General features: G+C 46.1%; 24 protein-coding genes. 12 read left to right on the top strand and 12 right to left on the bottom strand.

Annotation, left to right across the window (positions count from 1 at the left end):
• Window positions 1-15 precede the first annotated feature (15 nt).
• Window positions 16-609, bottom strand: a complete 594-nt coding sequence (locus OV592_RS19440; protein ID WP_406609705.1) for a GNAT family N-acetyltransferase — start codon at window positions 607-609, stop codon at window positions 16-18.
• Window positions 610-839: 230 nt separating this feature from the next.
• Window positions 840-2,468, bottom strand: coding sequence for an alpha-amylase family glycosyl hydrolase (locus OV592_RS19435; RefSeq protein ID WP_016402322.1), 1,629 nt, complete (start codon window positions 2,466-2,468; stop codon window positions 840-842).
• A 267-nt stretch (window positions 2,469-2,735) separates the two neighbouring features.
• On the opposite strand from OV592_RS19435, the gene rlmF reads away from it, so the two are divergent.
• Together rlmF and OV592_RS19425 are read left to right on the top strand one after the other, a co-directional pair.
• The gene (gene rlmF / locus OV592_RS19430) at window positions 2,736-3,695 is read left to right on the top strand and encodes a 23S rRNA (adenine(1618)-N(6))-methyltransferase RlmF (RefSeq protein WP_406609704.1); all 960 of its coding nucleotides are present in this window, start codon (window positions 2,736-2,738) and stop codon (window positions 3,693-3,695) included.
• 80 nt (window positions 3,696-3,775) lie between these two features.
• A complete protein-coding gene (locus OV592_RS19425) occupies window positions 3,776-4,660 on the top strand; it encodes a PA4780 family RIO1-like protein kinase (protein ID WP_016402320.1) in 885 nt (294 codons plus the stop codon).
• A 24-nt stretch (window positions 4,661-4,684) separates the two neighbouring features.
• Here OV592_RS19425 and OV592_RS19420 read toward each other — a convergent pair whose 3' ends face one another.
• From OV592_RS19420 to ilvG, 5 genes are all read right to left on the bottom strand, one after another.
• On the bottom strand, window positions 4,685-5,422 hold the full coding sequence (locus OV592_RS19420) for a hypothetical protein (RefSeq protein ID WP_406609703.1): 738 nt from the start codon (window positions 5,420-5,422) through the stop codon (window positions 4,685-4,687).
• A 120-nt stretch (window positions 5,423-5,542) separates the two neighbouring features.
• On the bottom strand, window positions 5,543-7,078 hold the full coding sequence (gene ilvA / locus OV592_RS19415) for a threonine ammonia-lyase, biosynthetic (protein ID WP_406609702.1): 1,536 nt from the start codon (window positions 7,076-7,078) through the stop codon (window positions 5,543-5,545).
• Window positions 7,079-7,158: 80 nt separating this feature from the next.
• Window positions 7,159-9,006, bottom strand: a complete 1,848-nt coding sequence (ilvD, locus tag OV592_RS19410; protein ID WP_406609701.1) for a dihydroxy-acid dehydratase — start codon at window positions 9,004-9,006, stop codon at window positions 7,159-7,161.
• A 37-nt stretch (window positions 9,007-9,043) separates the two neighbouring features.
• The gene (gene ilvM, locus OV592_RS19405) at window positions 9,044-9,316 is read right to left on the bottom strand and encodes an acetolactate synthase 2 small subunit (protein ID WP_016402316.1); all 273 of its coding nucleotides are present in this window, start codon (window positions 9,314-9,316) and stop codon (window positions 9,044-9,046) included.
• On the bottom strand, window positions 9,316-10,974 hold the full coding sequence (gene ilvG, locus OV592_RS19400; RefSeq protein ID WP_406609700.1) for an acetolactate synthase 2 catalytic subunit: 1,659 nt from the start codon (window positions 10,972-10,974) through the stop codon (window positions 9,316-9,318). The genes ilvM and ilvG overlap by 1 nt, the downstream gene beginning before the upstream one ends.
• A gap of 507 nt (window positions 10,975-11,481) precedes the next feature.
• On the opposite strand from ilvG, the gene OV592_RS19395 reads away from it, so the two are divergent.
• Window positions 11,482-11,928 carry a DUF192 domain-containing protein gene (locus OV592_RS19395; RefSeq protein WP_406609699.1) on the top strand — a complete coding sequence of 149 codons (447 nt, stop codon included), beginning with the start codon at window positions 11,482-11,484 and terminating at the stop codon, window positions 11,926-11,928.
• A 68-nt stretch (window positions 11,929-11,996) separates the two neighbouring features.
• Window positions 11,997-12,557, top strand: a complete 561-nt coding sequence (locus OV592_RS19390; protein ID WP_152783266.1) for a sugar O-acetyltransferase — start codon at window positions 11,997-11,999, stop codon at window positions 12,555-12,557.
• Window positions 12,558-12,584: 27 nt separating this feature from the next.
• Here OV592_RS19390 and ald read toward each other — a convergent pair whose 3' ends face one another.
• From ald to OV592_RS19375, 3 genes are all read right to left on the bottom strand, one after another.
• Window positions 12,585-13,706 (bottom strand): alanine dehydrogenase, encoded by a 1,122-nt coding sequence (gene ald, locus OV592_RS19385; protein ID WP_406609698.1) that lies wholly within the window; start codon window positions 13,704-13,706, stop codon window positions 12,585-12,587.
• A gap of 40 nt (window positions 13,707-13,746) precedes the next feature.
• Complete coding sequence (locus OV592_RS19380) at window positions 13,747-14,508, bottom strand: SDR family NAD(P)-dependent oxidoreductase (protein WP_406609697.1); 762 nt, start codon at window positions 14,506-14,508, stop codon at window positions 13,747-13,749.
• Between the two features lie 224 nt (window positions 14,509-14,732).
• Complete coding sequence (locus OV592_RS19375; RefSeq protein ID WP_406609696.1) at window positions 14,733-16,229, bottom strand: PLP-dependent aminotransferase family protein; 1,497 nt, start codon at window positions 16,227-16,229, stop codon at window positions 14,733-14,735.
• On the opposite strand from OV592_RS19375, the gene OV592_RS19370 reads away from it, so the two are divergent.
• The 4 genes from OV592_RS19370 to OV592_RS19355 are packed head-to-tail and all read left to right on the top strand — an operon-like array spanning window position 16,228 to window position 19,272.
• Window positions 16,228-16,491: a hypothetical protein gene (locus OV592_RS19370; protein WP_016402309.1), complete on the top strand. Its 264-nt coding sequence runs from the start codon at window positions 16,228-16,230 to the stop codon at window positions 16,489-16,491. The two genes, OV592_RS19375 and OV592_RS19370, sit on opposite strands and share 2 nt — an antisense overlap.
• Window positions 16,436-17,443, top strand: coding sequence for a taurine ABC transporter substrate-binding protein (gene tauA / locus OV592_RS19365; RefSeq protein ID WP_040307302.1), 1,008 nt, complete (start codon window positions 16,436-16,438; stop codon window positions 17,441-17,443). Before OV592_RS19370 ends, tauA begins: the two co-directional genes overlap by 56 nt.
• A gap of 32 nt (window positions 17,444-17,475) precedes the next feature.
• Window positions 17,476-18,315, top strand: coding sequence for a taurine ABC transporter ATP-binding protein (locus OV592_RS19360; protein ID WP_016402307.1), 840 nt, complete (start codon window positions 17,476-17,478; stop codon window positions 18,313-18,315).
• Between the two features lie 9 nt (window positions 18,316-18,324).
• Window positions 18,325-19,272, top strand: a complete 948-nt coding sequence (locus tag OV592_RS19355; protein ID WP_406609695.1) for an ABC transporter permease subunit — start codon at window positions 18,325-18,327, stop codon at window positions 19,270-19,272.
• A gap of 78 nt (window positions 19,273-19,350) precedes the next feature.
• Here OV592_RS19355 and OV592_RS19350 read toward each other — a convergent pair whose 3' ends face one another.
• Window positions 19,351-19,854, bottom strand: coding sequence for a hypothetical protein (locus OV592_RS19350; RefSeq protein ID WP_406609694.1), 504 nt, complete (start codon window positions 19,852-19,854; stop codon window positions 19,351-19,353).
• 163 nt (window positions 19,855-20,017) lie between these two features.
• Window positions 20,018-20,755 (bottom strand): sulfite exporter TauE/SafE family protein, encoded by a 738-nt coding sequence (locus OV592_RS19345; RefSeq protein WP_406609693.1) that lies wholly within the window; start codon window positions 20,753-20,755, stop codon window positions 20,018-20,020.
• Between the two features lie 223 nt (window positions 20,756-20,978).
• Here OV592_RS19345 and OV592_RS19340 point away from each other — a divergent pair, with 223 nt between their 5' ends.
• The 4 genes from OV592_RS19340 to OV592_RS19325 all read left to right on the top strand — a co-directional run bounded on the left by OV592_RS19340 (window position 20,979) and on the right by OV592_RS19325 (window position 25,370).
• Complete coding sequence (locus OV592_RS19340) at window positions 20,979-22,349, top strand: aspartate aminotransferase family protein (RefSeq protein WP_406609692.1); 1,371 nt, start codon at window positions 20,979-20,981, stop codon at window positions 22,347-22,349.
• A gap of 153 nt (window positions 22,350-22,502) precedes the next feature.
• On the top strand, window positions 22,503-22,916 hold the full coding sequence (locus OV592_RS19335; protein ID WP_406609691.1) for a CBS domain-containing protein: 414 nt from the start codon (window positions 22,503-22,505) through the stop codon (window positions 22,914-22,916).
• 81 nt (window positions 22,917-22,997) lie between these two features.
• Window positions 22,998-24,512, top strand: a complete 1,515-nt coding sequence (locus OV592_RS19330) for a YifB family Mg chelatase-like AAA ATPase (protein ID WP_406609690.1) — start codon at window positions 22,998-23,000, stop codon at window positions 24,510-24,512.
• A 462-nt stretch (window positions 24,513-24,974) separates the two neighbouring features.
• A complete protein-coding gene (locus OV592_RS19325) occupies window positions 24,975-25,370 on the top strand; it encodes a hypothetical protein (protein ID WP_016402299.1) in 396 nt (131 codons plus the stop codon).
• Window positions 25,371-25,478: the final 108 nt, after the last annotated feature.

Here is a 25,478-nt window from a genome sequence, read left to right as displayed (position 1 = left end):
CATTATAGCGACCGTTTAACCCTGTGCCGGACGTAACATAAACCAGTAAGGAAAGTTTTCGCTTTTCGATAACACTTTAAAGCCGCGGCGCTCAAAAGTAAGCACTACTTTTTCGCTAGAGGCTACTACGTAACAGGCTTTGTTATCGGCATCGGCTAAATCGGTTACCTGCTTAATTAAGGCACCCGCTAAGCCTTTACCGCCAGCTGAAGGAGCAACCCCTAAGCCCCATAACCAATAGCAATCTTGGTTTAGCGGGCCGCTTAGCATTTGTTCAGAAATATCTTTAGCTAGCTCCAGTTTTCCTGTCCCCATCATGCGAGCAACAATTGCCCAGGCTTCCATTTTTTGCATCACATCAGGCTGATGTTTTCCTGGTGGCACCATAATCACGCAGCCTTCGCGCTCAGCGGTGGTAAATACCGTACCTTGTTTCATTCCCCACTCGCCTAGGGCAAAGCGCCAATAACTATCGTGAGCGTAGTCGGCCATCTCATCATTGCGAAGCGCTGCTTGCATCGCTTCGTTATTAGCATAAGCATCGATGAACATCTTGCTTAATGCGGGAATATCCTCAAACTTGGCGGTAATTAAGGTCGGGCTAGACATCGTAAGATCCTTCTTATGAGTAATACACTAGAGTGTTCAGGCTAGCTGAAACTATTGCGCGAGACAATAGCGTGACGCGTTCAGTAAGAAGCTAATTAACGATGTCCCTAGGCATGCCCTGGCGCATTGCTTGTTTACACAAGCAAATTGCAGCCGCGCGAACAATCATTAGCCGTTTATGGTTTAAAAGCTCCTTGGCATTAACAAGGAGCTTTGGCTAAAGGGAGGAGCTAGTATTGGTAAATACGAATTTCTTGAGCCGCAAGGCTTAAGTTGAGTTGGCCAGATGAGGTTGTGCTCACAGCGTTACTACCAAAGTTTGCCAATGGGCTTAACAGTGTTGAGGCTTGCCCAACTGGAATAACCGGCGTTTGCGCACTATCACTGTAGTTAAGCACCACTAATACATTTGAATCCGCTAGGCTTCGGCTATAAGCCAGTACTTCACCATCAAGCAGCACTTCTATATCTCCCTCGCGTAAAGCAGGAGTGTTTTTGCGTAACTGAATCAGTGTTTTGTAATGGTGGTAGATAGAATTGCTATCTGCCATTTGGCTAGCAGCATTATAAGCCGCTGTATTGTGGGCATGCGCGCGGTAAGGGGTACCGGTGGTAAACCCGCCTTCTGCAGTCCAACTCATTGGTGCTCGCAGTAAGTAGTCACCACCACTATTGGCGGTGTGGCCCATGCCCACTTCTTCCCCGTAATAAACAAAAGGTTGTCCCGGTAGTGTAAGCAAGGTAGCAGCGGCTAAGCGGTATTTAGCCTCGTTTCCAGCAAACTGCTCAAATACTCGTGTACCAGCGAAATAGTCATGGTTTGCTAATAGCAGCCCCATGCTACTAAGCCTGCCCTGTTGTAGCCAATCCACTATGTATGTGCCTGAAGTCGAGCCGGCATTAACGCTGCGCATGATGTCCATATTCAAATAAAACGAAAACGCTGAGCCACAAAAATCTGATTGTGCGGCAGCTAGAGAATCACTTGAATCTTCGCAAATCATAAAACGATTGCTGTAGTCTTCCATCACCAACTGTTGAATACCGTACATAATGGCGGCATTTTCTGGTTGTCCAGACCACTGATTCGGACCATTTTCAACTAAGTGAGTCATGGCATCGAAGCGAAAACCGTCCATGCCAGCATTTAGCCAATAACGTAAGTTGTTGTAGTGGAAATCGACAACTTCTTGGTTTCCAAAGTTGTAGTCAGGCATATTGGATTGGAAGATACCGTAGTAGTATCCGTATGTACCTTGGTGCCAAGAAGGGTCTCCTGACCAGTTGGTCCAGCCAGGATTACTTGACTCCCACATATACCAATCGCGTTTGCCGCCAGCATTGTTATCTGAATCGATAAATACTGGATTGTCGCCTGAACTGTGATTGATGAGGTAGTCGGCAATTACACCAATGCCTCGAGCATGGGCTTGTGCTAAAAACTCATCAAAGTCTTCTCGGGTCCCGTAGTCGCTCTCGATGCTACGGTAATCTACTACCTCGTAACCGTGATCTTTATCAGAGCTTTCGCTAAAGGGCATTAACCAAATGCCTTCAACGCCTAAGTCTGCAATGTAATCCAGTTGGGAGGTAAGACCTTTAAAGTCTCCAATCCCATCGCCATCGGAGTCTTTGTAACTGCGTACAAAGATCTCCATAAAAACCGCGCCTTTATACCAGTCTGCGGCTAATGCTGGTTGATCGTCCACGGCCACCGAGCTCATGTCCAAAAGGCTTTCAGCTTTGGCTTCTCCAACGGGGATTTCTTTAGGGGTTATTGCTTCAGAGCTAGAGTCACAGCCATTTAAGCTCGCCAAAATTGCAAGCGACAGCGCGCTGCTTATCAAGTGTTTGTTCATTTTACTTTCCTTGTAACTTGCTTAACACAAAGCTTATGCAGCGCGACTATAGCCGTGGTGATCTGATTATTGCCACCTTCTTTGCACAGCTTTATAAATAATCAATTAAGTACTAATTGATTATGATATTTTCTATTATATTGATTTATATATCACTTATTTAAGTCACACTTTTGTCAATAATGCTTTGTTCAATGAGATGCAGCCTTTAGCCCCACTTCGCTTTATAATGCTATTTGTCTAGAACTTATTGGTTACAACAAGCGAATGCGCGCAAAAAAAACGACCTCTCCGGGAGAGAAAAGCCAACTTCACCCACGTAACAAACACCGACAGCGTTACGATTTCCCGTCGCTTATTGCGTCATGTCCCGAGTTAAAACGCTTTGTGGCCAAAAACCAATATGGAGATGCATCGGTAGATTTTTTTGACCCAGAAGCGGTGCGCTGTTTAAACAAGGCACTGTTACAGCATTTTTATGGGGTGAAAGGCTGGGCAATTCCAAAACACAATTTGTGTCCGCCCATTCCGGGTCGTGTCGATTACATTCATTACTTGGCCGATTTATTGGCTAATTCTTTAGGTGGCAGCCTATCTAAAAATAGCCCCGTGCGTTGTATTGATGTAGGAGTGGGAGCGAATTGTGTTTACCCTTTGGTTGGGGTTAGCGAATATGCTTGGTCATTTGTGGGCAGTGACATCGAAGCAGCATCTTTACAATCAGCTGAGCGTATTTTAGCGGCTAATCCGCATTTACAAGCAAATATCACACTGCGTTTACAAGACAACAAAAAAGCGATATTTAAAGGTATTGTGCAAGCGAACGAGCGCTTTGAGCTTAGCATGTGTAACCCGCCGTTTCACCGCTCGGCTGCAGACGCCCAAAAGGGCAGCCAAAGAAAACAAACCAATCTAAAGGCTAATGCTAAAAACAAATCAAAGCTAAACTTTGGTGGTCAAAGCAATGAATTGTGGTGCCCCGGTGGAGAGTTGAGTTTTATTAAAAACATGGTGGCAGAGAGCCAGCAGTTTTCGCAACAAGTATTGTGGTTTACCAGCTTAGTATCGAAAGAGGCCAACTTGAGGGCGATATACCAAGCGCTTAAACAAGCAAAAGTGAGCCAATATGAAACCATTAAAATGGGGCAAGGCAACAAGGTGAGTCGCTTTGTTGCGTGGTCTTATCATTCGCCAGAACAACAGAAGCAATGGCTAGCCTCTTCGTAACATAGAGTTTGATTTATGTTTTGCTAAGTAGCTTGGCAAATATGCCTATATAAACGATCAATTTTGAATAAATGAGATAAATGAAAACGCCTAAAAGAATCCAGCCTTTAGTTGATGACGGCTTAGTTGATGAAGTGAAAAGCCAGCTAATGAGCGGCAAGGAAGCGTCGGTTTACGTGGTGCGCTGTGGCGACGAGATCCGCTGTGCAAAAGTGTATAAAGAGGCTAGCCAGCGCAGCTTTAAGCAAGCGGTGGTGTATCGCGAAGGGCGTAAAGTTCGCAATAGCCGCAGGGCTCGGGCGATGGAGAAAGGGTCGGGCTTTGGTCGTGAGCAGCAAGAAAAAGTGTGGCAAAGCGCCGAAGTAGATGCCTTGTATAAGCTCGCGGCTGCTGGGGTGAGAGTGCCAGAGCCCTATGGTTGTTTTGATGGCGTATTACTCATGGAGCTTGTCACCGATGATGAAGGCTACGTGGCACCGCGCTTAAACGACGTGATGATGAGTGAGGAGCAAGCGCTTGAAGATCATCAGCTAGTCATCTCTTACATCGTGAAGATGTTATGTGTGGGGCTTATTCATGGCGATTTGTCGGAGTTTAATGTGTTGGTGGACGCCTACGGCCCAGTGATTATTGACTTGCCCCAAGCGGTAGATGCCGCCGCCAACAACAATGCTGAATGGATGCTGACCCGTGACATTAACAACATGCGCGATTACTACAGCCAATTCGCGCCAGCCTTGGCCAATACTGAATACGCCAAAGAGATGTGGAGCTTGTTTGAAAAAGGTGAGCTGACAGCCGACACAGAGCTGAGCGGCAAGTTTGTTGAACAAGATACCGTGGCCGATATTGCAGCCATCATGCAAGAAATAGATGCCGCCCGAGAAGAAGAATTAGCCCGTAAAGAGAGACTAAAAGAAGCCCAACAAGGCGTTGATGAAACTAAGTTTAACTGGGCAGATTAGTGTTTCTACCCAGTTATTCAGGGTTTAAATATTTACCTGTGCGCTGGTTTGAAATTCTAACAAGGTATTGGCTGGAATTTGTACCGCACCGCCGCGAGTAATAATGGCTAAACCTGCACCTACTTTGGCGCCGTCTTTGGCACCATCACTACCATTAATTAACCCACCAATGGCTGCGCCGCCAGCGGCCTTTTTCACGGTGTTTTTACCTTGCGCATCACCCAAGCCATTAAAAGCATTGGTTTGAATGGCAACGCGTTGGCCATTAACGGTAATGTCGGTTAAGGCGATTGTTAGGCTAGATTTTCCGGCCAAACGACCCGCTTGTTCACTTTGCAGTACTTTGCCGTAAACGGGGCTACCTGCTTTGGCGATAAGCTGGCCGTTAATTGCTAAGTCACTTTCTAAGCTTGCACTAAAGCGATGACCAGAGGCATGTTCACGGGTGCTAATTGCACTGTCTAAGCTTATCATCAGCGGGGTGCCAGCTGGAATGCTGCTAACGCCCTGAGTAGTTTCGGCTGAGTTGGTGTCGGTTTTAATGTCAGTATGAGTATTGGCAAAGGAAAGCTGCAGATCTTTCACATCTGCGGTGTTAAAGGTCATGGTATTGCCAGCCACTTCAAACTGAAGCTCTTGGCTATTTCGCTGCAACAGTGTGCCTTCTAAGATGCTGCCATTGTTTAACGTGAGTGTGTCGGCAGAAAGGTTAAAACTCGCAAGCGTGATAAGTGCGGCGATTGCAGTAGATGATTTAGCCATAAACTTGAGTCTCCAGTGGTTTGCTGAAAAACAAAGTTTTTAGCAAACCTGCTGTAGTAATGCTTATGGCAGGATAACTTAGTTCAATATTTAGTAATTAATGAGCTATTCAGTCTATGCTCAGTCATGCGCCAAGAAGAACTGATAAGCGGTGTTATCGCTTTCGTCACGATAATCAAAACCTAATTGCTCTAAGTGTTTACCAAAGGCTTGCTGGTCGCTTTCTTGTAACTCAAACCCGGCTAATACCCGACCATAGGCTGAACCATGGTTGCGGTAATGGAACAAGGTTATATTCCAATGGGGGCCAAGGGTGCGCAAAAACTTAAGCAGTGCGCCAGGTTGTTCTGGGAACTCAAAACTGTAGAGCTTTTCGTTGAGCTGGGTGCCAGGCCGCCCACCTACCATATAACGCACGTGTTGCTTAGCAAGCTCGTCGTCACTTAAGTTAGCCACTTGATAACCGCTGCTATCCAGCTTATCTAACAGCGCTGGTAGCTCCTTATCGCTATTGCTCACCTTAATGCCAACAAATATGCTGGCTTGTTGCTCGCTGGCATAACGATAGTTGAACTCGGTGATGACTCGTCCGCCCAAGTGTTCAACAAACTCTAAGTAAGCGCCTTGGCGCTCGGGAATGCGTACCGCTAATACCGCTTCTTTTTTCTCACCAAGCTCGGTGCGCTCAGACACATAACGCAGGTTATGAAAGTTCATATTAGCGCCGGATAACACCGCGGCTAAGCGCTCACCTTCTAGTTTGTGCTTCTGGGCATAGGCTTTTAAGCCAGCCAGAGCCAGTGCACCAGAGGGCTCAGAAATGGCGCGGGTATCTTCAAAAATGTCTTTTACTGCCGCGCATATTTCATCGGAGTTTACGGTAATTACATCGTCGAGGTATTGCTGACAAAGACGAAAGGTTTCGCTGCCAATTAATTTAACCGCTACGCCGTCGGCAAATAGCCCAACCCGTTCTAAGGGAGTGGGTTTGCCAGCAGCTAAGGCAGCTTTTAAACAGGCAGAGTCTTCGGCTTCTACGCCTATCACTTTCACGTGAGGCATCAGCTGTTTAATGTATACCGCCACACCAGCGGCAATACCGCCACCACCTACCGGCACAAATACCGCATTTAGGTGCATGTCTTGTTCAAGTAGCTCTTTGCCAATGGTGCCTTGGCCGGCAATCACGTCTACATCATCAAAAGGGGGGATCAGTGTGTAACCGTGTTCTTCAACCAGTTGTTTGCAGTATTGGTAGGCTTCATCAAAGCTGTCGCCTACCAAGCGTACATCAGCGCCCATGGCGCGTACCGAGTCCACTTTAATATCGGGAGTGGTGGTTGGCATTACGATCACCGCGGCAATGTTAAGTCGCTGTGCCGACATAGCCACGCCTTGGGCGTGATTGCCAGCCGATGCTGCAACCACTCCGCGCTCACGCTGCTGTTGATTGAGCTGGGCGATTTTATTGTAGGCGCCGCGTAATTTAAACGAATGCACACTTTGTCGGTCTTCGCGTTTCAGCAAAATATTATTGCCACTGCGCTGCGACAGCTTAGGCATACCCTGTAGTGGGGTAACTTGGGCAATTTCGTAGACTGGCGAAAGCAATATACGGCGAAGATATTCGTTAGCACTAGGCAAGTGTTGCATCATAAATTACCTATACATGTTGGCGACAACATAAAAAAATAAGCCCGGCGAACCGGGCTGTTTATTCAAGCAAGACGCGCGGTTTAATCTAGCTTGCTTTTATCGCGTACCGCACCTTTGTCGGCGCTGGTGGCGAAGTGGGCGTACATTTTCAGCGAGGTGCTTACTTCGCGTACTCGACCTATTGGGCTCCAAGCATCGCTGCCTTTGGCTTCCATGGCGGCGCGACGTTTAGCCAGTTCTTCATCACTTACTTCTAACACAATGCTACGCTGAGGAATGTTGATATCAATAACATCGCCTTGCTCAACTAAGCCAACCACACCGCCGCTCGCTGCTTCTGGTGAGATATGGCCAATGGATAAACCAGAGGTTCCGCCAGAGAAGCGGCCATCGGTAATCAAGGCACATTTCTTACCTAAGCCCATCGATTTTAAGTAAGAGGTTGGGTAAAGCATCTCTTGCATGCCTGGGCCGCCTTTAGGGCCTTCGTAGCGAATTAATACTACTTCGCCAGCTTGTACGGTGCCGTCTAAAATGCCAGCAACTGCGTCGTCTTGGCTTTCAAAAATACGGGCAGGGCCTTTAAATACTAGGTTATCGTCGTCTACGCCGGCAGTTTTAACAATACAGCCGTCTTGCGCCAGGTTACCTTTTAGTACAGCAAGGCCACCTTCTAAACTAAAGGCGTTGTCTAAACTGCGAATACAACCTTCGGCGCGGTCGTCGTCTAGGTCATCCCAGCGGCAATCTTGGCTAAAGGCTTTAGTGGTGCGAATGCCTGCAGGACCAGCGCGGTAAAACTCTTTTACAGCCTGATCTTGGGTTTGCATGATGTCCCACTTGGCTAAGGTATCGGCCAAGGTTTCGCCCATTACATTCGGTTCGTTACGGTTTAGTAAACCTGCACGGTCTAATTCACCCAAAATACCCATGATGCCGCCTGCGCGGTGTACATCTTCCATGTGGTATTTGTTGGTAGATGGCGCCACTTTACATAGTTGAGGAACCTTACGAGAAAGCTCATCCATGTGGTCCATATTGTAATCTACGCCAGCTTCTTGGGCTGCTGCTAAAAGGTGTAATACGGTGTTAGTAGAACCGCCCATGGCGATATCTAGGGTCATGGCGTTTTCAAAGGATTTGTGTGTCGCAATTGAGCGTGGCAATACACTTTCGTCGTCTTGCTGGTAGTAACGGTTACACAAATCAACAATGCGCTTACCGGCGTTTACAAACAGTTTTTCACGATCCGCGTGAGTGGCTAGCATTGAACCATTACCCGGCTGGGCTAAACCTAGCGCTTCGGTTAAACAGTTCATTGAGTTTGCAGTAAACATACCAGAACAAGAACCACAGGTTGGGCAGGCACTACGTTCTACTTTGTCGCTGTCTTCATCGGATACGTTTTTGTCGGCACCCATTACCATGGCGTCAACTAAGTCGAGCTTAATGATTTGGTCGCTAAGTTTGGTTTTACCGGCTTCCATTGGGCCGCCAGAAACAAAGATAACTGGAATGTTTAAGCGCATCGACGCCATTAGCATTCCCGGGGTGATTTTGTCACAGTTAGAAATACACACCATGGCGTCGGCACAGTGGGCGTTTACCATGTACTCAACGGAGTCTGCAATTAGGTCGCGTGAAGGTAGGCTGTAAAGCATGCCGCCGTGGCCCATGGCAATACCATCATCTACGGCGATGGTATTAAATTCTTTAGCAACACCGCCTGCGTCTTCAATAGAGCGTGCAACCAATTGACCAAGATCTTTTAGGTGAACGTGGCCCGGTACAAATTGGGTGAATGAGTTCACCACTGCGATAATTGGCTTGCCAAAATCTTCTTCTTTGGTTCCTGTTGCTCGCCAAAGGGCGCGCGCTCCAGCCATATTACGGCCTTCGGTGGTGGTGGCACTTCGCAGTTTAGGCATTGCGGTTTACTCCGTTAATCTGTGTTTGCTATTTGTTTTAGGCAATGGCCGCTTTTGGCGAAGCCACTGCTTGTAATTGGGTTAATTGCACTTGCTCAACGTCAAACAATTTCACTAATTGATTAGTAAGGTGCTCTATTGGACGCTCGCTCGTCACACTAAGTTCAATACGGTATCCAGACTGCTCTTGGTCATTGAACTGCTCAATTTGCATAGATTGTACTAAAAAACCGCGGTGACGTGTCACTCGTAATACGCGTTCTAGTACATCTGCTTGTTGGCGAGTAGAAATGGTTAGTGAATGTTGCATTAGCAGTCCTCCATCATTTTGTCGTTGGCCACACCGGGTGGCACTAATGGCCATACGTTTTCTTCAGCATCAATTAATACATGCAGTAGGTAAGGGCCTTTGCTGTCTAGCATCCGTTGCAAGGCTGCGTGTACATCAACTTTGTTGCTAATGGTTTCGCCGGGAATATCAAAAGCCGAGGCCATTTTTACAAAGTCGGGGTTGTCATCAAGAATCGTTTCACTAAAGCGGCCATCAAAAAACAAGTTTTGCCACTGGCGAACCATGCCTAAGCGGTTATTGTCGATTAACAGCATTTTTACCGGCAGCTTAGCGCGTTTAATGGTGGTGAGTTCTTGTACATTCATCATGAATGAACCATCACCAGAGACGTTAATTACGGTGTCGTTAGGGCGAGCAAACTGGGCACCAATGGCCGCGGGTAAGCCAAAGCCCATAGTACCTAGGCCTGCACTTGATAAATGATTCTCTGGGCCATCAAACTGCATATGTTGGGCTACCCACATTTGGTGTTGGCCAACATCACAAGCTACCACGGTGTTTTTATCCACCATCTTGCTTAAGTCGCTAAGCATAGCAGGCGCAAAAATATGTCCACCTGGGTGATCATAACGCCAAGCAAAATCATGTTTGCGTTTTGCCACTTTTTCTTGCCAGATATCAATCTCGGTTTGGCAATGCAGCTTAGGTAGGGTTAGCTTTAAGTCGCTGTCTAGTGCGACATCTGGGGTGCGGCGTTTACCAAATTCGCTGGCATCAGCATCTAGGTGGATCACTTTGGCATTTGGTGCAAATTCATCAAGCTTGCCGGTAACGCGGTCATCAAAGCGCGCGCCAATCACCACTAATAAGTCAGTTTCTTGAACACTTAGGTTAGCTGCTTTAGTGCCGTGCATACCTAACATGCCTAAGTAGTAAGGTTGTTCTTCGGTGATCGCCCCAATCCCTTTTAGCGTGCTTACACTTGGGATTTTGCTGTAATTTAAAAACTCACGTAACTCAGTCACCGCATTGGCCATGCCTACGCCACCACCCACATATACAATAGGTTGTTTAGCGCTAGCGATGAGTTGTTTGGCTTGGCCAATTAATTCTGCAGTAGGTTCTACAGGAGCGCTGGCAGCAGCCAAGTAAGCGAGGCTTTCTTCAACTTCGGCTAATTGCACATCTTTAGGCACATCTATAAGCACTGGGCCTGGGCGGCCGCTGGTGGCAATCTCAAAAGCTTGTTCTATGGTGCGTTTAAGCTCTTTAACGTCGGTCACCATAAAGCTATGTTTGGTGACCGATAACGACATGCCTAAAACGTCTACTTCTTGGAAGGCGTCGGTACCGATTACTGGCTGGGCTACTTGCCCAGTAATGGCGATAAGTGGAATGGAGTCTAGCTGCGCTTCGGCAAGGCCAGTGACGAGGTTGGTTGCGCCAGGTCCAGAAGTGGCGATACACACACCAACTTTAATGCCCGAAGTTGCTCCTGCGCGGGCATAACCCACAGCTGCCATTGCCGCACCTTGCTCGTGGCGAGTAAGCATGTGCTTTACACCACCGTCATAGAGAGCGTCGTATAAAGGCATAATTGCCCCGCCAGGATAACCAAATACTTGTTCAACGCCCTGTTGTTTCAGAGTCGCTACAATTTGTTGCGCACCATTCATTACTACTTCCTTTCCACCGTTAACAAAAAACCCCCGAGCTTTGCAGCGCGGGGGTTTGATGTTGTGTGCTTGTTTCAGTTACAACAACGCATCCCCGCGAGGTGATAGAATAATCACCACAAGGACGACGCTAATAATTAGAGCAACTGAAAGAGACATATTTAAAACTTTCCTAAATCATTGGCTAACAAGTATCACAGGATAAAATGTGATTCAAGTCCACTTTGGCTACTAATTGTTCTGCCTGTGGTACGTTTAATAAACAATTTAAGGTTTCTTAATCTGTCTTTTCTTTTTTGGTTGGTTGTATGTTCTGTTTTATTTGTTTTGAGTGGTGATAAATTTTGCATATGCAGCAGATTGTTCATTGCTCATTTGGCTAAAATTATTGCACTTTTTTTCGTTGATTTGCGTTTAAGCAAGGTAAAGTGATGGCTTGCTTAGTGAGTTGTGTATCTGACACGGTTTTACTTAGCGCCGTTTTAGTCATCTGGGAATCCTGTAACTTTGAATGTATCCGTTTATAAATATGTCCTATTGGTTTTACTGGTAGTCACAAAAAATGTAGGGGCTGCAACGCCAAGTGAGGAATTTCCAGCGGTAGCGCTGGAGGTAAATCAACAGCACTACACGGTGGAATATGCCTACAGTGACCAACAACGCGCCTTGGGTTTAATGCATCGGCTGCACTTGTGTACCGATTGCGGCATGTTGTTTAACTTTCAGCGCAGCAAACAAGCTCAAATGTGGATGAAAAATACTTTGATCCCTTTAGATGTCGCTTTTATCCGCAAAGATGGCTCTATTAGCGAAATCACTCAGATGCAGGCGAATGATAACAAACTAACTAAATCGCGCTTTCAAGTGATGTACGCTTGGGAGATGAATCAAGGCTGGTTTGCCAAAAATGCAATCCAAGTCGGAGATAAAGTAGTGATTAAACCTGTAGAATAACTTACTGAAAATAAAACATTTCGCTGCAGTTTTGTCCTAGTGGCGGCCAGTTTCTCGAAGAGGTAAGCATGACAGAAAAAGAAAAGATGTTAGCTGGAGAGTTGTATTTGGCCTTTGACGGAGAGTTGGTTGAAGAGCGTAACCAAGCTAAGTCTCTATGTTACGAACTCAATTTGTTACACCCCGAAGAAGACCTTCGCGCCGAGGTATTAGCCGAGCTGTTGCCAAACAGTCTCGATCCTTGGATAGAGCCAGATTTTTTCTGCGACTACGGCTATAACATCACCACCGGTAAGAATTTTTATGCCAACCATAACTGCGTGATTCTTGACGGAGCGCCTGTCACCATCGGCGATGACGTGATGCTGGCTCCTGCTGTGAACATTTCTACTGCGACTCACCCGTTAAACGTTAAACAGCGCACCGAAGGTTTAGAGCGAGCTTTACCTGTAACTATTGGTGACCGCGTTTGGATTGGTATGGGCGCGAATATTTTACCTGGCGTAAGCATTGGTGATAACGCGGTAATTGCCGCTGGTGCCTTGGTAAACAAAGATGTGGCGGCTAATACAGTGGTAGCCGGCGTGCCGGCTAAATACGTGAGAGATATTCCCGAGGACCAAGACTAGCTAACCTGAGTTAGCTAGTCGCTTTTTCTATGCGGCTTTAATTGCACTTAGTGCTTCGATGTATTGTTTTGCTTGGCTCTCGCCAACGCTTTGGTTGGTGAGTTTGCCATGAATTACATTTAAGCCGTTTAACAAGTGCGGGTTAGCTAATAATGCCTGTTTGTAACCTTGATTTGCGAGCTGCAATACAAAAGGTAAGGTGGCGTTATTGAGGGCAAATGTTGACGTTCGCGCGACTGCGCCAGGCATGTTGGCAACACAATAGTGTACTACGTCATCAACAATGAAGGTGGGGTCGGCGTGAGTGGTTGCTACCGATGTTTCAAAACAGCCACCCTGGTCAATGGCTACGTCAACAATGGCACTTCCAGGCTTCATACCGCTGATCATTGCTCTAGTAACTAACTTGGGCGCTGCAGCACCTGGAATTAATACTCCGCCAATTACTAAGTCGGCATCAGCAACATATTTTTCTAGATTGTATTGGTTAGAGAATACTGTTTTAACGCGGCCAGAAAACTGAGCGTCAATTTGGCGTAGTGTATCAATGTTATTGTCTAACACGGCTACGTCAGCATACATGCCCACCGCCATTTGGGCCGCATTTCGGCCTACGACGCCGCCGCCAATAATTACTACTTTTGCTGGCTCTACACCACTTACGCCACCTAGCAGCATGCCACGTCCAAGGTTAGATTTTTCTAAACAATGAGCGCCAGCTTGAATTGCCATGCGGCCTGCAACTTCAGACATTGGCGCTAATAGCGGCAATGCCCCGGTATTAGAGGTGACTGTTTCATAGGCAACGCAGACTGCGCCGCTGTCAATCAGGTCATCTGTTTGCGGGACATCAGGTGCTAGATGTAAATAAGTGAATAGTAGTTGGTCTTCTTTTAGCATCGCGCGTTCTTGAGCCAAAGGCTCTTTTACTTTTACGATCATCTCGCTGCCAGCAAACACGTCTTGTGCGCTGCCAACAATGTTTGCGCCAGCTTTTTGGTAGGCGGCATCGTCGATGTTAATGCCTAAACCTGCACCAGCTTGAATGTTAACTTTATGGCCGCGGGCGGTAAGCTCTTGAACTGAGGCTGGCACTAAGCCAACGCGATATTCATGGTTTTTGATTTCTGAAGGTACGCCAATAATCATAATAATCTCCTAGCGATTTAAGTTTTAATTGAAAAAGTAATTAGTTAGCTTGTTTAACAACATTGAAATTGTTCCAAGCTTGCGAGCTCGGCATGACTTCTAAGCTATTGATGTTGATATGAGCAGGTTGCTCTACTAACCAATAAATAATGTTGGCAATGTCTTCTGGTTGCAGGGCATTGCTATTGCCGTAAAGCTGCTGATATTTTTCTTGGTCACCACCAAAGCGCACCAAGCTAAATTCACTCTCTGATAAACCAGGCTCTAAGCTGGTAACCCGCACGCCGCTACCCACTAAGTCACAGCGTAGATTTCTAGAGAACTGGGCGACAAAGGCCTTTGACGCGCCATATACATGACTGCCAGGGTAAGGCCAATTAGAAGCTATCGAGGCTAAGTTCACTACCGAGGCAACGGTTTGTTGAGTAAGAATGGGCAGCAAGGCATGGGTGACATTAATCAGCCCGGTGACATTGGTATCAATCATGGTGTGCCAATCAGCAAGGCTGGCCTTATCACAAGGGTCGGTGCCTAGGGCTAATCCGGCATTGTTAACTAGCGCTGTTACTTGTTTAAAGTCTTCGGGCAGTGCTGCTACTAACTGGGCTACTTGTTGGCTATCGCGCACATCAAGGCTGGCATAGTGCACTTGGCATTGTTGGCCTAGATCATCGGCAAGTTGGGCTAAACGCTCTATGCGCCTGCCGGTTAAAATGAGTTTGTAACCGTGCTGAGCAAACAACTTAGCACTGGCAAGGCCAAACCCCGATGTAGCGCCAGTAATGAATACGCAATTGCTCATAAATAACTCCTTGTTAAACCAACTATATTTTTGACGGCTGGTTAGAGTCATAGCCTCTAACAGCGGAATGAAATTAGATTAACCAAGGGAGGTTGTGGGCGAGTAGTGCCAGAAATATGAACCGAAGGGACCAGATTAAGTTTGGGGTTTTAGCTAAACGTACAAACCTCTCTAGCGTTGAAGAATATCTGCGCTAGAGAGGTTTGTTGATCAGTATTATTGGTTTAGGCGTGTAAGGCTTCGCTAGGACTATGCTGTGAGAGTTGGCTAACTAAGTTACCTAACAGGGCGAGTCCGGCATTTATCTTTTCTTCTGCAATCGCCGAGAACCCCAAGCGGATGTAGTTTTTGGGAGCTTGTTGTTCGGCAAACAAGGTATCCCCCGATTCTACTAATATTCCTTGTTTAGCCGCTTGTACCACTAGTGCACTACTGCATACATGCTTAGGCAGTTCTATCCAAAAACAAAAACTACCTGGTGTTGCGTTAATCACGCATTGATGAAGGTGGCGCTGTAAACCCTGTTGCATGAGCAGCCACTTTTGTTCATATACATGGCGCATTCTACGAACATGGCTATCGTAATAACCTTGGGCAATAAACAGCGCTGCGGTGCGTTGATTATTGGCTGGAGGGTGGCGGTAGATAAGTCGGCGCAGTGCGCGTAGCTCGGCAATTAGCTGCTTGTTTGCTACCAAGTAACCTATGCGTAAACCTGGTGATAGCGATTTAGACAGGCTGCCGATGTAAATAACCCGGCCATGTTGGTCAATGCTTTTTAGTGCGGGCAATGGCTGCTCATGAAAATTCACTTCGCTTTCATAGTCATCTTCTATTAATACAAAGTCGTCCGTAGCGGCTTGTTCGAGTAGTTGTTTGCGTCGCTCAATAGGCATGGTTACGGTAGTTGGGTATTGATGGCTGGGCGTTACACATACATAGTCACAATCGCTAAGTTGCTGGCCGAGTATTAGGCCCTGTTGATCAAGCTCTAATGGCTCTGGTTTAGAGCCACATTGGGTGAATATGTGCCTTAAGTCAGCATAGCCGGGGTTTTCTACCCCTACTTTTACTCCCTGTCCCGCGAGCAAGGAAGCCAGTAGGTACAAAGAATTTTGGGTACCCATGGTAATTAGCACTTCGTCGTTACTGGCTGTAATGCCGCGTTTAGACAAAATCTGCTGGCGAATCTGCGTGACCAATTCTGGATCATCTACATCAACATAATCTTCAATCCAATGATGCACACTATTACGGTTTTGGGCGATGCGAGAACATTCTCGCCATTGATAAATGGGGAAATGGCTTGGCTCAATTTGGCCATAAATGAAGGGATAAGCATAATTTATCCAATCTTTATCTTTGTTTAAGGTGCTAAATGATGCCGGGGCGCTGCGTAAGCGATGGGTCCAATTTGGCTGGTTTTGGTCCAGATGAGGGCGAGTTTGCACCAATTTGAGAGTTGGTTCTTGGTCCAATTCAGGGTTTACAAAAAAGCCGCTGCGTTCTCTGGCAATTAAGTAACCATCGTCCACCATGCTTTCGTAAACCAATACCACTGTGTTACGCGACACTTTTAGCAGTTGCGCCATTTTGCGGCTGGAGGGCAGGGCCCTTGTGCCAAAGTAGTCGTGCTGAATCAGCTCTACTAACTTTTCTCTAATCTGTTGTTGTAAGCCTCTACCTGCTTGTAACTCAATATTCATCATGCAGTCATTCATGCCCATATCCTTACAAAAAGTAGGTGAAGATTTTGCATATCTTCCATTCCCCATGTTTGGAAATAGCAATTTATTAGCCAACATGGCTTTTTATTTGTTGCTTTGCGCTGGACCAGCAATTCAAAAAAATTGGCCCTATAGCTCGTTTTTCGCACGCAGTAACTTAAAACAACACGCTAAGTGTCGGGTTCAACAAGGAGTTAACGATGAAACAATTGAAGATGAAAACTGCGATAGCAGCTTTGGCGGGACTAATGATTAGCACGGCGGTTACCGCAAAAGAGGTCACCATTGGATACCAAGGAATGTTCAATCCATGGAAGCACGCCATTAACGAGAAATTGGTAGAAAAAGAGACGGGCTACACCATCAAATGGCGTCGCTTTGATTCTGGCGCTAAAGCGATGACCGCAATGGCCTCTGGCGCTTTAGATTTAGCCTCGGCGGGCTCTAGCCCAATTGCCAGTGCGGTAAGCCGCGGCGTAGATATCGAATTGGTATGGATTCTAGAAAACATTGCCGATGCAGAAGCATTGGTAGTGCGTGATGGCTCGGGGATCAGTTCTCCAGCCGACTTAAAAGGAAAGCGCATCGCGGTACCGTTTGTATCCACTACGCACTTCCATGCCTTATTTGCACTTGAGCAATTTGGCTTAACCGAGAAAGACGTTCGCTTAATCAACATGCAGCCTAATTCTATAGCCGCAGCATGGCAGCGTGGAGACATCGACGGCGCGTTTATTTGGGATCCTGCACTGGGAAAAATTAAGCAAAGTGGCAAGGTGTTGATTACCTCGGCCACCTTAAGCGCTTGGGGTAAACCTACTTTTGACGGCTTAGTTGCGAACAAAGAATTTGCTGCTGCTAACCCTGATTTTGTGAGCAAAATGCTAAAAGTAGTGATTGATCTAGACGAAGACTACCGCAGCAACAAAGCGAGCTTTGATGCTAGCAATCCAATTGCCCAGTCTATTGCTAAAGTGAGTGGCGGTGACGTAAACACCGTAGCTGAGGTGCTAGACCTTTATGAGTTTCCCGATGTAACTACGCAGTTATCATGCAGTTGGTTGGGGTGTGGCGCAGAAGGCGGAGCCAGCCAATCACTTAAATCCACTTCAGAGTTCTTGAAAGAGCAGAAGAAGATCAACGACTTAATGCCAGATTACAGCAAGTTTGTTAACCCTGCTTATGCAGCGGCAGCCGCAGAAATGTAACTGGCTAACAGCCTAAACCAGGAGACTTAACAATGAATACTCTCGAAATTCATGACGTATCGGTAGTCTATCCTGCAGCTCAAGGTGGTGACCCAGTCACCGCCTTATCTGAGGTGAACTTGAACATTGAACAGGGCGATTTTGTGGTTGCCTTAGGTGCTTCAGGATGCGGAAAAACCACATTATTAAACTTGATTGCCGGGTTTATCGCGCCCACCAAAGGGTATCTCACTTTAGGCTCTAGCCCTATTGAAGGTTATCCCAGAGTAGCTTGTGGTTTAGATATTGGCGATGAAATTGTTGGCCCTGGTGCCGATCGCGGCGTGGTGTTCCAAAAACATGCGCTACTGCCGTGGTTAAACGTAATCGAAAACACCGAGTTTGGCTTAAAGCTGCAAGGTGTAGACAAACAAGAGCGCCGAGAGCGCGCGGCCAGTTACTTAAAACTGGTGGGGCTTGAAGATTTTCACCAACACAAGGTGTACCAGTTATCTGGTGGAATGCAGCAGCGGGTTGGTATTGCCAGAGCGCTTACTAACAACCCTGAAATGCTGTTACTTGATGAACCCTTAGGTGCTTTGGATGCGCTTACTCGTGAATCCCTGCAAGAGCTCTTGCTGGATGTATGGCGCGAAACCAACAAAATGATGTTTTTTATCACCCACAGTGTGGATGAAGCCTTGTTGTTAGCTACTCGCCTCATTGTGATGTCGCCGCGACCAGGGCGGATCACTCATGAATTTAAGATTGATTTTAACCAGCAGTTTTTAGACTGCCGAGACGCTAGAAAAGTGAAATCGAGTGAAGCCTTTATTGCCATGCGCGAGCAAGTGTTAGCAATTATTCATGGCGACGAAGCGGCGGCAGCCTAAGGACCAATTATGACGACCAATACCATGAGTGCCTCATCTCTAACTTCGCCCATCAGCCCCGATGAGAAGGCTGTTGGCGCAGCAGCACATAAAAAAGAGCTGACCCCTTTTGCTAAAAAAGTTGTTAGTACTACCAAACAATTAACCGCGCAAAAAGCCGTTCAAAGTGGTGAATATTTTGGTACGCCTGGTGCTGGTGATAGCAAACTAATTGCACTGTGCTCTACCATATTTTTCTTGGGTTTATGGGCACTGGTAACCGAAGCTGGCATGATTAAACCGATGTTCTTACCATCGCCTTTTGATGTGCTAGCTCGCCTTTGGGACATTTTTATTGATGGCTTTGCTGGCGCCACCTTGTTTGAACACCTTGGTGCAAGTTTAGGCCGCATTTTTGGTGCGTTTGTTTTGGCCTGTGCCATAGGTATCCCGCTTGGTATCGCTATTGGCTGTAGCAGAGTGATGCGTGGCATATTTGACCCTATAATCGAATTTTATCGCCCGCTGCCTCCTTTAGCCTACCTGCCATTAGTGATTATTTGGCTGGGTATTGATGAAGAAAGCAAAGTGACCTTAATCTTTCTAGCCATGCTGGCGCCAATTGTATTGAGTGCCCGTGCGGGAGTGAGCTCGGTGCGGATTGAGCAAATTCAAGTGGCTTATTCAATGGGAGCAAGTCGCTGGCAGGTGGTCTCTCAAGTGATAACCAAAGGCGCGTTGCCCGATGTATTAACCGGTATGCGCATTGCTATTGGCTTTGGCTGGACAACCCTAGTAGCCGCAGAAATGGTGGCCGCAGAGCGAGGCATAGGATTTATGGTGCTAAATGCGTCTGAGTTTTTGGTTACCGATGTGGTTATTGCCGGCATCGTGGTGATAGGCATAATCGCTTATTGCTTCGATTTGTTTATGCGGTTCTTAGAAAGCAAATTGGTACCTTGGAAAGGGTGCAACTAAGCGCAATAAGTTCTACCTTTGCATGTTGTTTGCCCGGCTAATGTCGGGCTTTTTTAGTTGGTATATATTAGACAATCTTCAAGATTCTTGTTTTTCATAGCGTCTGTTCAAAAGCTGCTTTATATACTCAATTGTTAAAATACTGCTTGGGGGAAATGTCTCTTGGATTCTTTTAATTAGCTGTTTCTTCGCACCTAGTACCACTACATCTTGACACTCAACGTCAATGTATATCCCACACCAATCTTTTTGAGTAGGGTAAAAAAACATACCAGCGTAAACCAATTGCCATTGCTCCTTATCAGAAAGCATTAAGCTTTTGGCTGAATATTGCTCTGTCCAATTAGGTTCTTCAAAGTCTGCAAACATAGTTAAGTGAAAGTGGAGCTCATCTTCTGTTTTACTCTTATCTAATTTGCTTAATACCTCTATGCCTTGAAAGTAGTTATCTTCATCTAAAAGAAATTGTGGAGATACCAATAGGTAGTCCCAGCCATTAACAAACACTTTGTGAAAGCTATCCAAGCTCTTCGCTTGGCTTAGGTCAAACCAACTATCAGGATCTTCGTTTTCATTTCCCACAATATAAGCTCCAATAAGTAGCGATGTTTATATTAACCGGCATTTTCGCGGATGGACATTGGAGAGTGAAATATAGCTTCTGATAGGAAATTGGTAGCTTTACTTTTTAAGATGGTTCGGGTTTCAGCTGCGGAAGAGGTAATGGAGTTTACAATTCATTCAATTAATAAACCCCATCTAATGAAGCGTTGATTCCCAGAAACGCCACAGTAATCATTACGGGTAAGGCGATGTGCTTAAATGAACGTGGCGGCCAACGATTAAATAAGTATTGGCCTAAGCGCACCGCTAACATAGTGGGAATAAGTAGAACGGCAATATGGCTCAAAGACTGCCAGCTAAAAATTCCAGTTGCTAGCAATCCGCCCACCGATAGCAATTCACTCACGATAAAAAATAAGATCATGGTGGCACGTTGTTGCTGCGGGTTGAGCGGGCTAGAAAGCATGTAAACGACTACCATTGGACCACCTACCGAAGCACTGGCTGTGCCAGCTCCCGAGAGAAAGCCAAATAGCCCAGGGGCTGAAGGCTTATCCATGTGAGGTAGGCGCATATTGCAGGCGAGGAATAAAGAAAACAGCAATATGAACAAGCATATCGCTAGCTTAAGCAATTCTGCTGGTAGCAAAAGGAGTAGTCCTAGGCCTAAGGGAATACCTATTAAGGAGCCCGCAATTAACTTTTTGAGTATTGGGTAGTTGGCTTGTTGACGGGCTTGTTTCCATAGGTTTACGCTACACAGTAAATCCAAGCTTAAGATAACCGGCACACTTTGCTGCGGCGTAAAAAACAGGTTCATACCAATCACCGCAATGGCAGCAAAACCAAAACCACTAAAGCCTCTTACCAAGGCCGCCAACATCACTATGGGTACCATTACGGCCATGTTATCAAGCATTTAGTTATCTCTTAAACCTGAGTAAATGGCTAATATGGCAGGCTGTTACATTAAGGCTATAGGGCCAATTAGCAGTATATATAGCGCCACTTTCCACTAAGTTTTGTCCTCGGGTTTATCTGGCTCCATGGATTTGAATTGCTGGTCCTAAGCACCCGTTTTACCCTGAGTTAATGTCGTAAGCATGCTTTGCAATATTGAATTAGCTTAAGGGAGTAGAGGCATGTCGATAGAAAATACGGCGGTAATTGAGCAAGATCGTAAGCATGTTTGGCATCATCTTAACCAACACAGTGTGTTAAAAAGCCAAGACCCAATGGTTATGGTAAAAGGCGAAGGCTCACGAGTGTGGGACGCCAAGGGCAACAGTTACTTAGATGCCTCATCGGGCGGAGTATGGTGTGTTAACGTTGGTTACGGGCGCAGCTCAATCGCAGAAGCAGTGAGCAAACAACTTACAGAGCTTAACTTTTTTGCCAGTACTGCGGGTACCGTTCCAGCAGCTGAATTTGCCGAAAAGCTACTCGCCAAAATGCCCGGTATGAGCCGCGTTTATTATGCAAGCTCTGGTTCTGAAGCAAATGAAAAAGCCTTTAAAATTGTTCGCCAAATTGCACATCTAAAATATGGCGAAAAGAAACACAAAATTTTGTACCGCGAGCGGGACTATCATGGTTCTACCATCGCTGCTTTAAGTGCAACGGGCCAAGAGGAGCGCCGTAAGCAATATGGCCCCTTTGCGCCTGGCTTTGTAGAGTTTCCACATTGTTGTGAATATCGTAGTCAATTTGGCGATGTTAGTGATTATGGAGTGAGAGCTGCTAAAGAGTTAGAGAGGGTCATTCTGCAAGAAGGGCCAGATACAGTAGGAGCAGTGATCTTAGAGCCCATTACCGCAGGCGGCGGGGTGATTACACCACCCGAAGGTTACTGGCCTACCATCATGGAGATTTGTAAGAAATATGACGTACTGCTGCACATCGACGAAGTGGTTTGTGGCCTAGGCAGAACCGGCGAATGGTTTGGTTACCAACACTATGGTATTAAGCCCGACATTGTCACGCTAGCAAAAGGTGTTGCCTCTAGTTACGCCGCCATTTCTTGCACGGTAACAACCGAAGAAGTATTTAATGAATTTATGGCTGATAGCAGTGACCGTGAAGCCTATTTTAGAGACATTAGCACCTTTGCCGGCTGTACTGCTGGGCCTGCTGCGGCATTAGAAAACTTACGCATTCTTGAGCAAGAAGAACTGGTGCATAACAGCAAGATGATGGGCGATTATTTGCTAGAAGGGCTAATAGGCTTACAAGCCAAGCACCCTATCATTGGTGATGTACGAGGCAAAGGTTTGTTGCTAGGCATTGAGCTGGTTAGTGACCAAGACGCCAAAACGCCAGTGGATGAAAGTGTGGCGGTTAAGGTAGCGGGAATGTGTATGGCTAAGGGCCTAATCATTGGTAGAACTAACCGCTCATTTGCTAGCTTAAACAATACCTTGTGCTTGTGTCCGGTGCTAACTTTGAGCAAACAAGAAGCAGACTTTATTGTTACTACCATCGATGAAGTATTGGCCCAGCTTGAAGCCAGTTAAGCGCAAATATAGTGGGTTTAAAAGCAGCGTTATTCGCTGCTTTTTTGCGCCAAAACCCCTACCTATCAATCTAATAGTTATAAGCCATTTCTTATCTGTCTTGGCTTGTATTACATTTGAGCTGTAATCTTAAAGGCCCTTGAAGGAGGTCTTATGCAACAGCTTAATGTTAGACACTACATGCGTGCTCAATTCTTGAGTTTTACCGAAGAGCAAAGCATTAACGAGGCCAGCGAATTGCTGACTAATTCACACCAGCTTGGTGCCCCAGTGGTTGACGCTAAAGGCACATTAATTGGTTGGTTATCAGAGCTAGACTGCGTAACTCAAATGCTACAAGCCGGATACTACTGCGATCAAAGTGCTTTGGTTAAAGACATTATGCGCAGTGAAGTACTTAGTGTTGGCCCAGATGAGAATGTACTCGACTTGGCAAAAACCATGACGGATAACAAACCAAAAAGTTACCCAGTATTGGAAAACGGCAAACTGATTGGCTTAATCGAACGCAAAGCGGTATTAGCGGCGCTTCATCAGCAACAGCAGCAGTGCTTTAGCGTACAGTAACAAACCTGTTTTCAGTCACTTAATAACAACTTTGGCAAAAGCCTACTAGTATGTAAGTTGTTATTAAGCGCTGGAGAGCAAATGGGTTTAGCGATAGTTAAAACGTGTACCTTAGTGGGCATGGAAGCCTTAAATGTGACTGTAGAAGTGCATTTAGCCAATGGTTTGCCTGCCTTTTCTATTGTAGGTTTACCAGAAACCTCTGTTAAAGAAGCTAAAGATAGAGTTCGTAGCGCCATTCTCAATAGTGGCTTTTCCTTTCCTGCAAAACGCATTACCGTAAATCTAGCTCCTGCAGATGTTCCTAAAAGTGGAGGTCGCTTTGACCTGCCAATTGCTATTGGTATTTTAGCCGCTGCTGGTGATGTTCCTCTAGCGTGTTTGAATGACATGGCGTTTTGCGGTGAGCTGGCTTTATCGGGAGCAATTCGCCCGGTGAGCGGAGCAATTGCCACTGCCTTATCAATAAGCCAGCAGGGTTTAACCTTGGTGACTAGTGAGCAAGATGCCGACGCAGCGGTAAGAGTGCCAGAGGCAAAAGTACATGGCAGCGCCAGCTTGCAGCAGTTAAGTGCTGGTCTCAATGGCCAAAGCGCTTTCAACTTGAAGGATTCTCAAGTTATTGAGCCGCAGTTTAACGAAAGCCTCTTAGATATGAGCGAAGTGCAAGGTCAACATCTGGCAAAACGTGCTTTAGAACTAGCTGCCGCCGGCGCGCATAATCTGTTAATGATGGGCCCTCCAGGTACCGGAAAAACTATGTTGGCGAGTCGTTTACCGGGCATATTACCCAGCTTAACCGAGCAACAAGCCATAGAGGTGGCGGCAATAAACTCGGTAAGCGCTCAGCAACGAGAGCTAGAGCAATGGTACATCCCGCCTTTTCGTAGCCCGCATCATAGTGCCTCAATGGTAGCGCTGGTGGGAGGTGGTTCAAATCCTAAACCCGGTGAAATAACCTTAGCCCATCATGGTGTGCTTTTTTTAGACGAACTTCCTGAGTTTGCTCGCAGTACCTTAGATGCTTTGCGCCAGCCGCTTGAGTCGGGTGAGGTACATATTTCTCGTGCTGCTTTGCAGGTGCGCTTTCCTTCACGATTCCAGTTAGTGGCGGCGATGAACCCTTCGCCTTGTGGTTACTATCAAGGTCAGCAGCTACGCAGTAATCCTGATCAAATCTTGAAATATCTTGGTAAGCTATCGGGGCCATTTTTAGACCGCTTTGATTTAAGTGTTGAGGTGGCTGAGTTACCCAAAGGCAGTTTAACTCAGCATGCGCAGGGAGAGTCTAGTGCCATGATAAAACAGCGGGTGATTAACGCGCGCAAGCTGCAGTTGGAGCGTAGCGGTAAGCTAAATAGCCAACTCTCGGGTAAAGAGCTTCATCAACACGCTAGTTTAAGCTCAGATAACAGCGAATTTTTAGAAAATAGCATTAATCAATTGGGTTTATCTGCACGGGCATTTCATCGAGTTTGGCGTTTGGCTAGAACCATTGCCGATCTTAAACAGCAAAAAGATATTCAGCGCAATGACATTGTGGAAGCACTAAGTTATCGGGCAATGGATCGCTTACTTAAGCGTTTGTCTGCATAGTGTTTATATTTTGTCGAGTTTCTCCTTCCTCTATTGATTAATAAATCACTCACCAGATTACGAATTATCTCAGTGCTCGCGGGGCTTCGCTGGCATTTTGTCTTAGCGTAAACAATTAGCTACAACAAAATGGCTCAATAATTGTATAGCTGTTAGTGTTCAAATTATTGACACTTTATTAGAATAACTTGAAGATAACGTTTTCATAAGCTTATGTTTTTCAAGTACAATATAGGATATAAACACAGAGTTATAGATAGCGCTCACTAGGAAGGGCGCCGCTTAGCGCTTGATTAGAGCAATAAAAAAAACATAAAAATAAAGGCAGTGAGGTCAGAAACATGACTTTCACCGAAAAAATGTCAAACAGGCGTTTACAAGGGTGAAGCTGCTACTTAAAGTGCACGTGAATAAGCCGTATGCAAAGAGCTTATCGCGCTTCAAAAGAAGGAAGGAAATACTATGATGAAATGGATGGTGATTGGCATTTCTCTATTGTTTGGTACTGCAAATGCGCAGGATGTTAGAATTTGGCTACAGTCGGGTAGCGAATCGCAATGGATGCAAATGCAAGATTTACAGATCCAAAACTCCGATGGCAGTTTACAACAACGCATTGTTGCCTTAGATAGCAAAGGAAAACCGCTGTTTATGCCATTAAGTGAGTTGGCGTTTATTCAAGCCGATAACAAATATTATTATGTTTCAAATGAGTACGTAGCGGTTACTCATAGCGGTGCTAAATTTAAACTTCCTAGCGGTGATGAAGCCGACAATATGTTTGTTGCACGCAACGGTTACGGCGGTTACACCAGTTTCGACTATTCTGCGCTACGTCGCATTATCTTCTCTAAGTAGCTAGCTGTTCAGCTAACTGCTGCCATCCAGTGAAAATCGTTTAAGCAACACTTTTTTAAGCGTTTTTTTCTGGCACAATAAAGGCTGCTTCGTTCAAGGGAACAGCCT

The organism is Agarivorans sp. JK6 (assembly GCF_045277145.1).
GTDB classification, from domain to species: domain Bacteria; phylum Pseudomonadota; class Gammaproteobacteria; order Enterobacterales; family Celerinatantimonadaceae; genus Agarivorans; species Agarivorans albus.
This window is presented reverse-complemented; position numbering and strand designations above follow the sequence as displayed.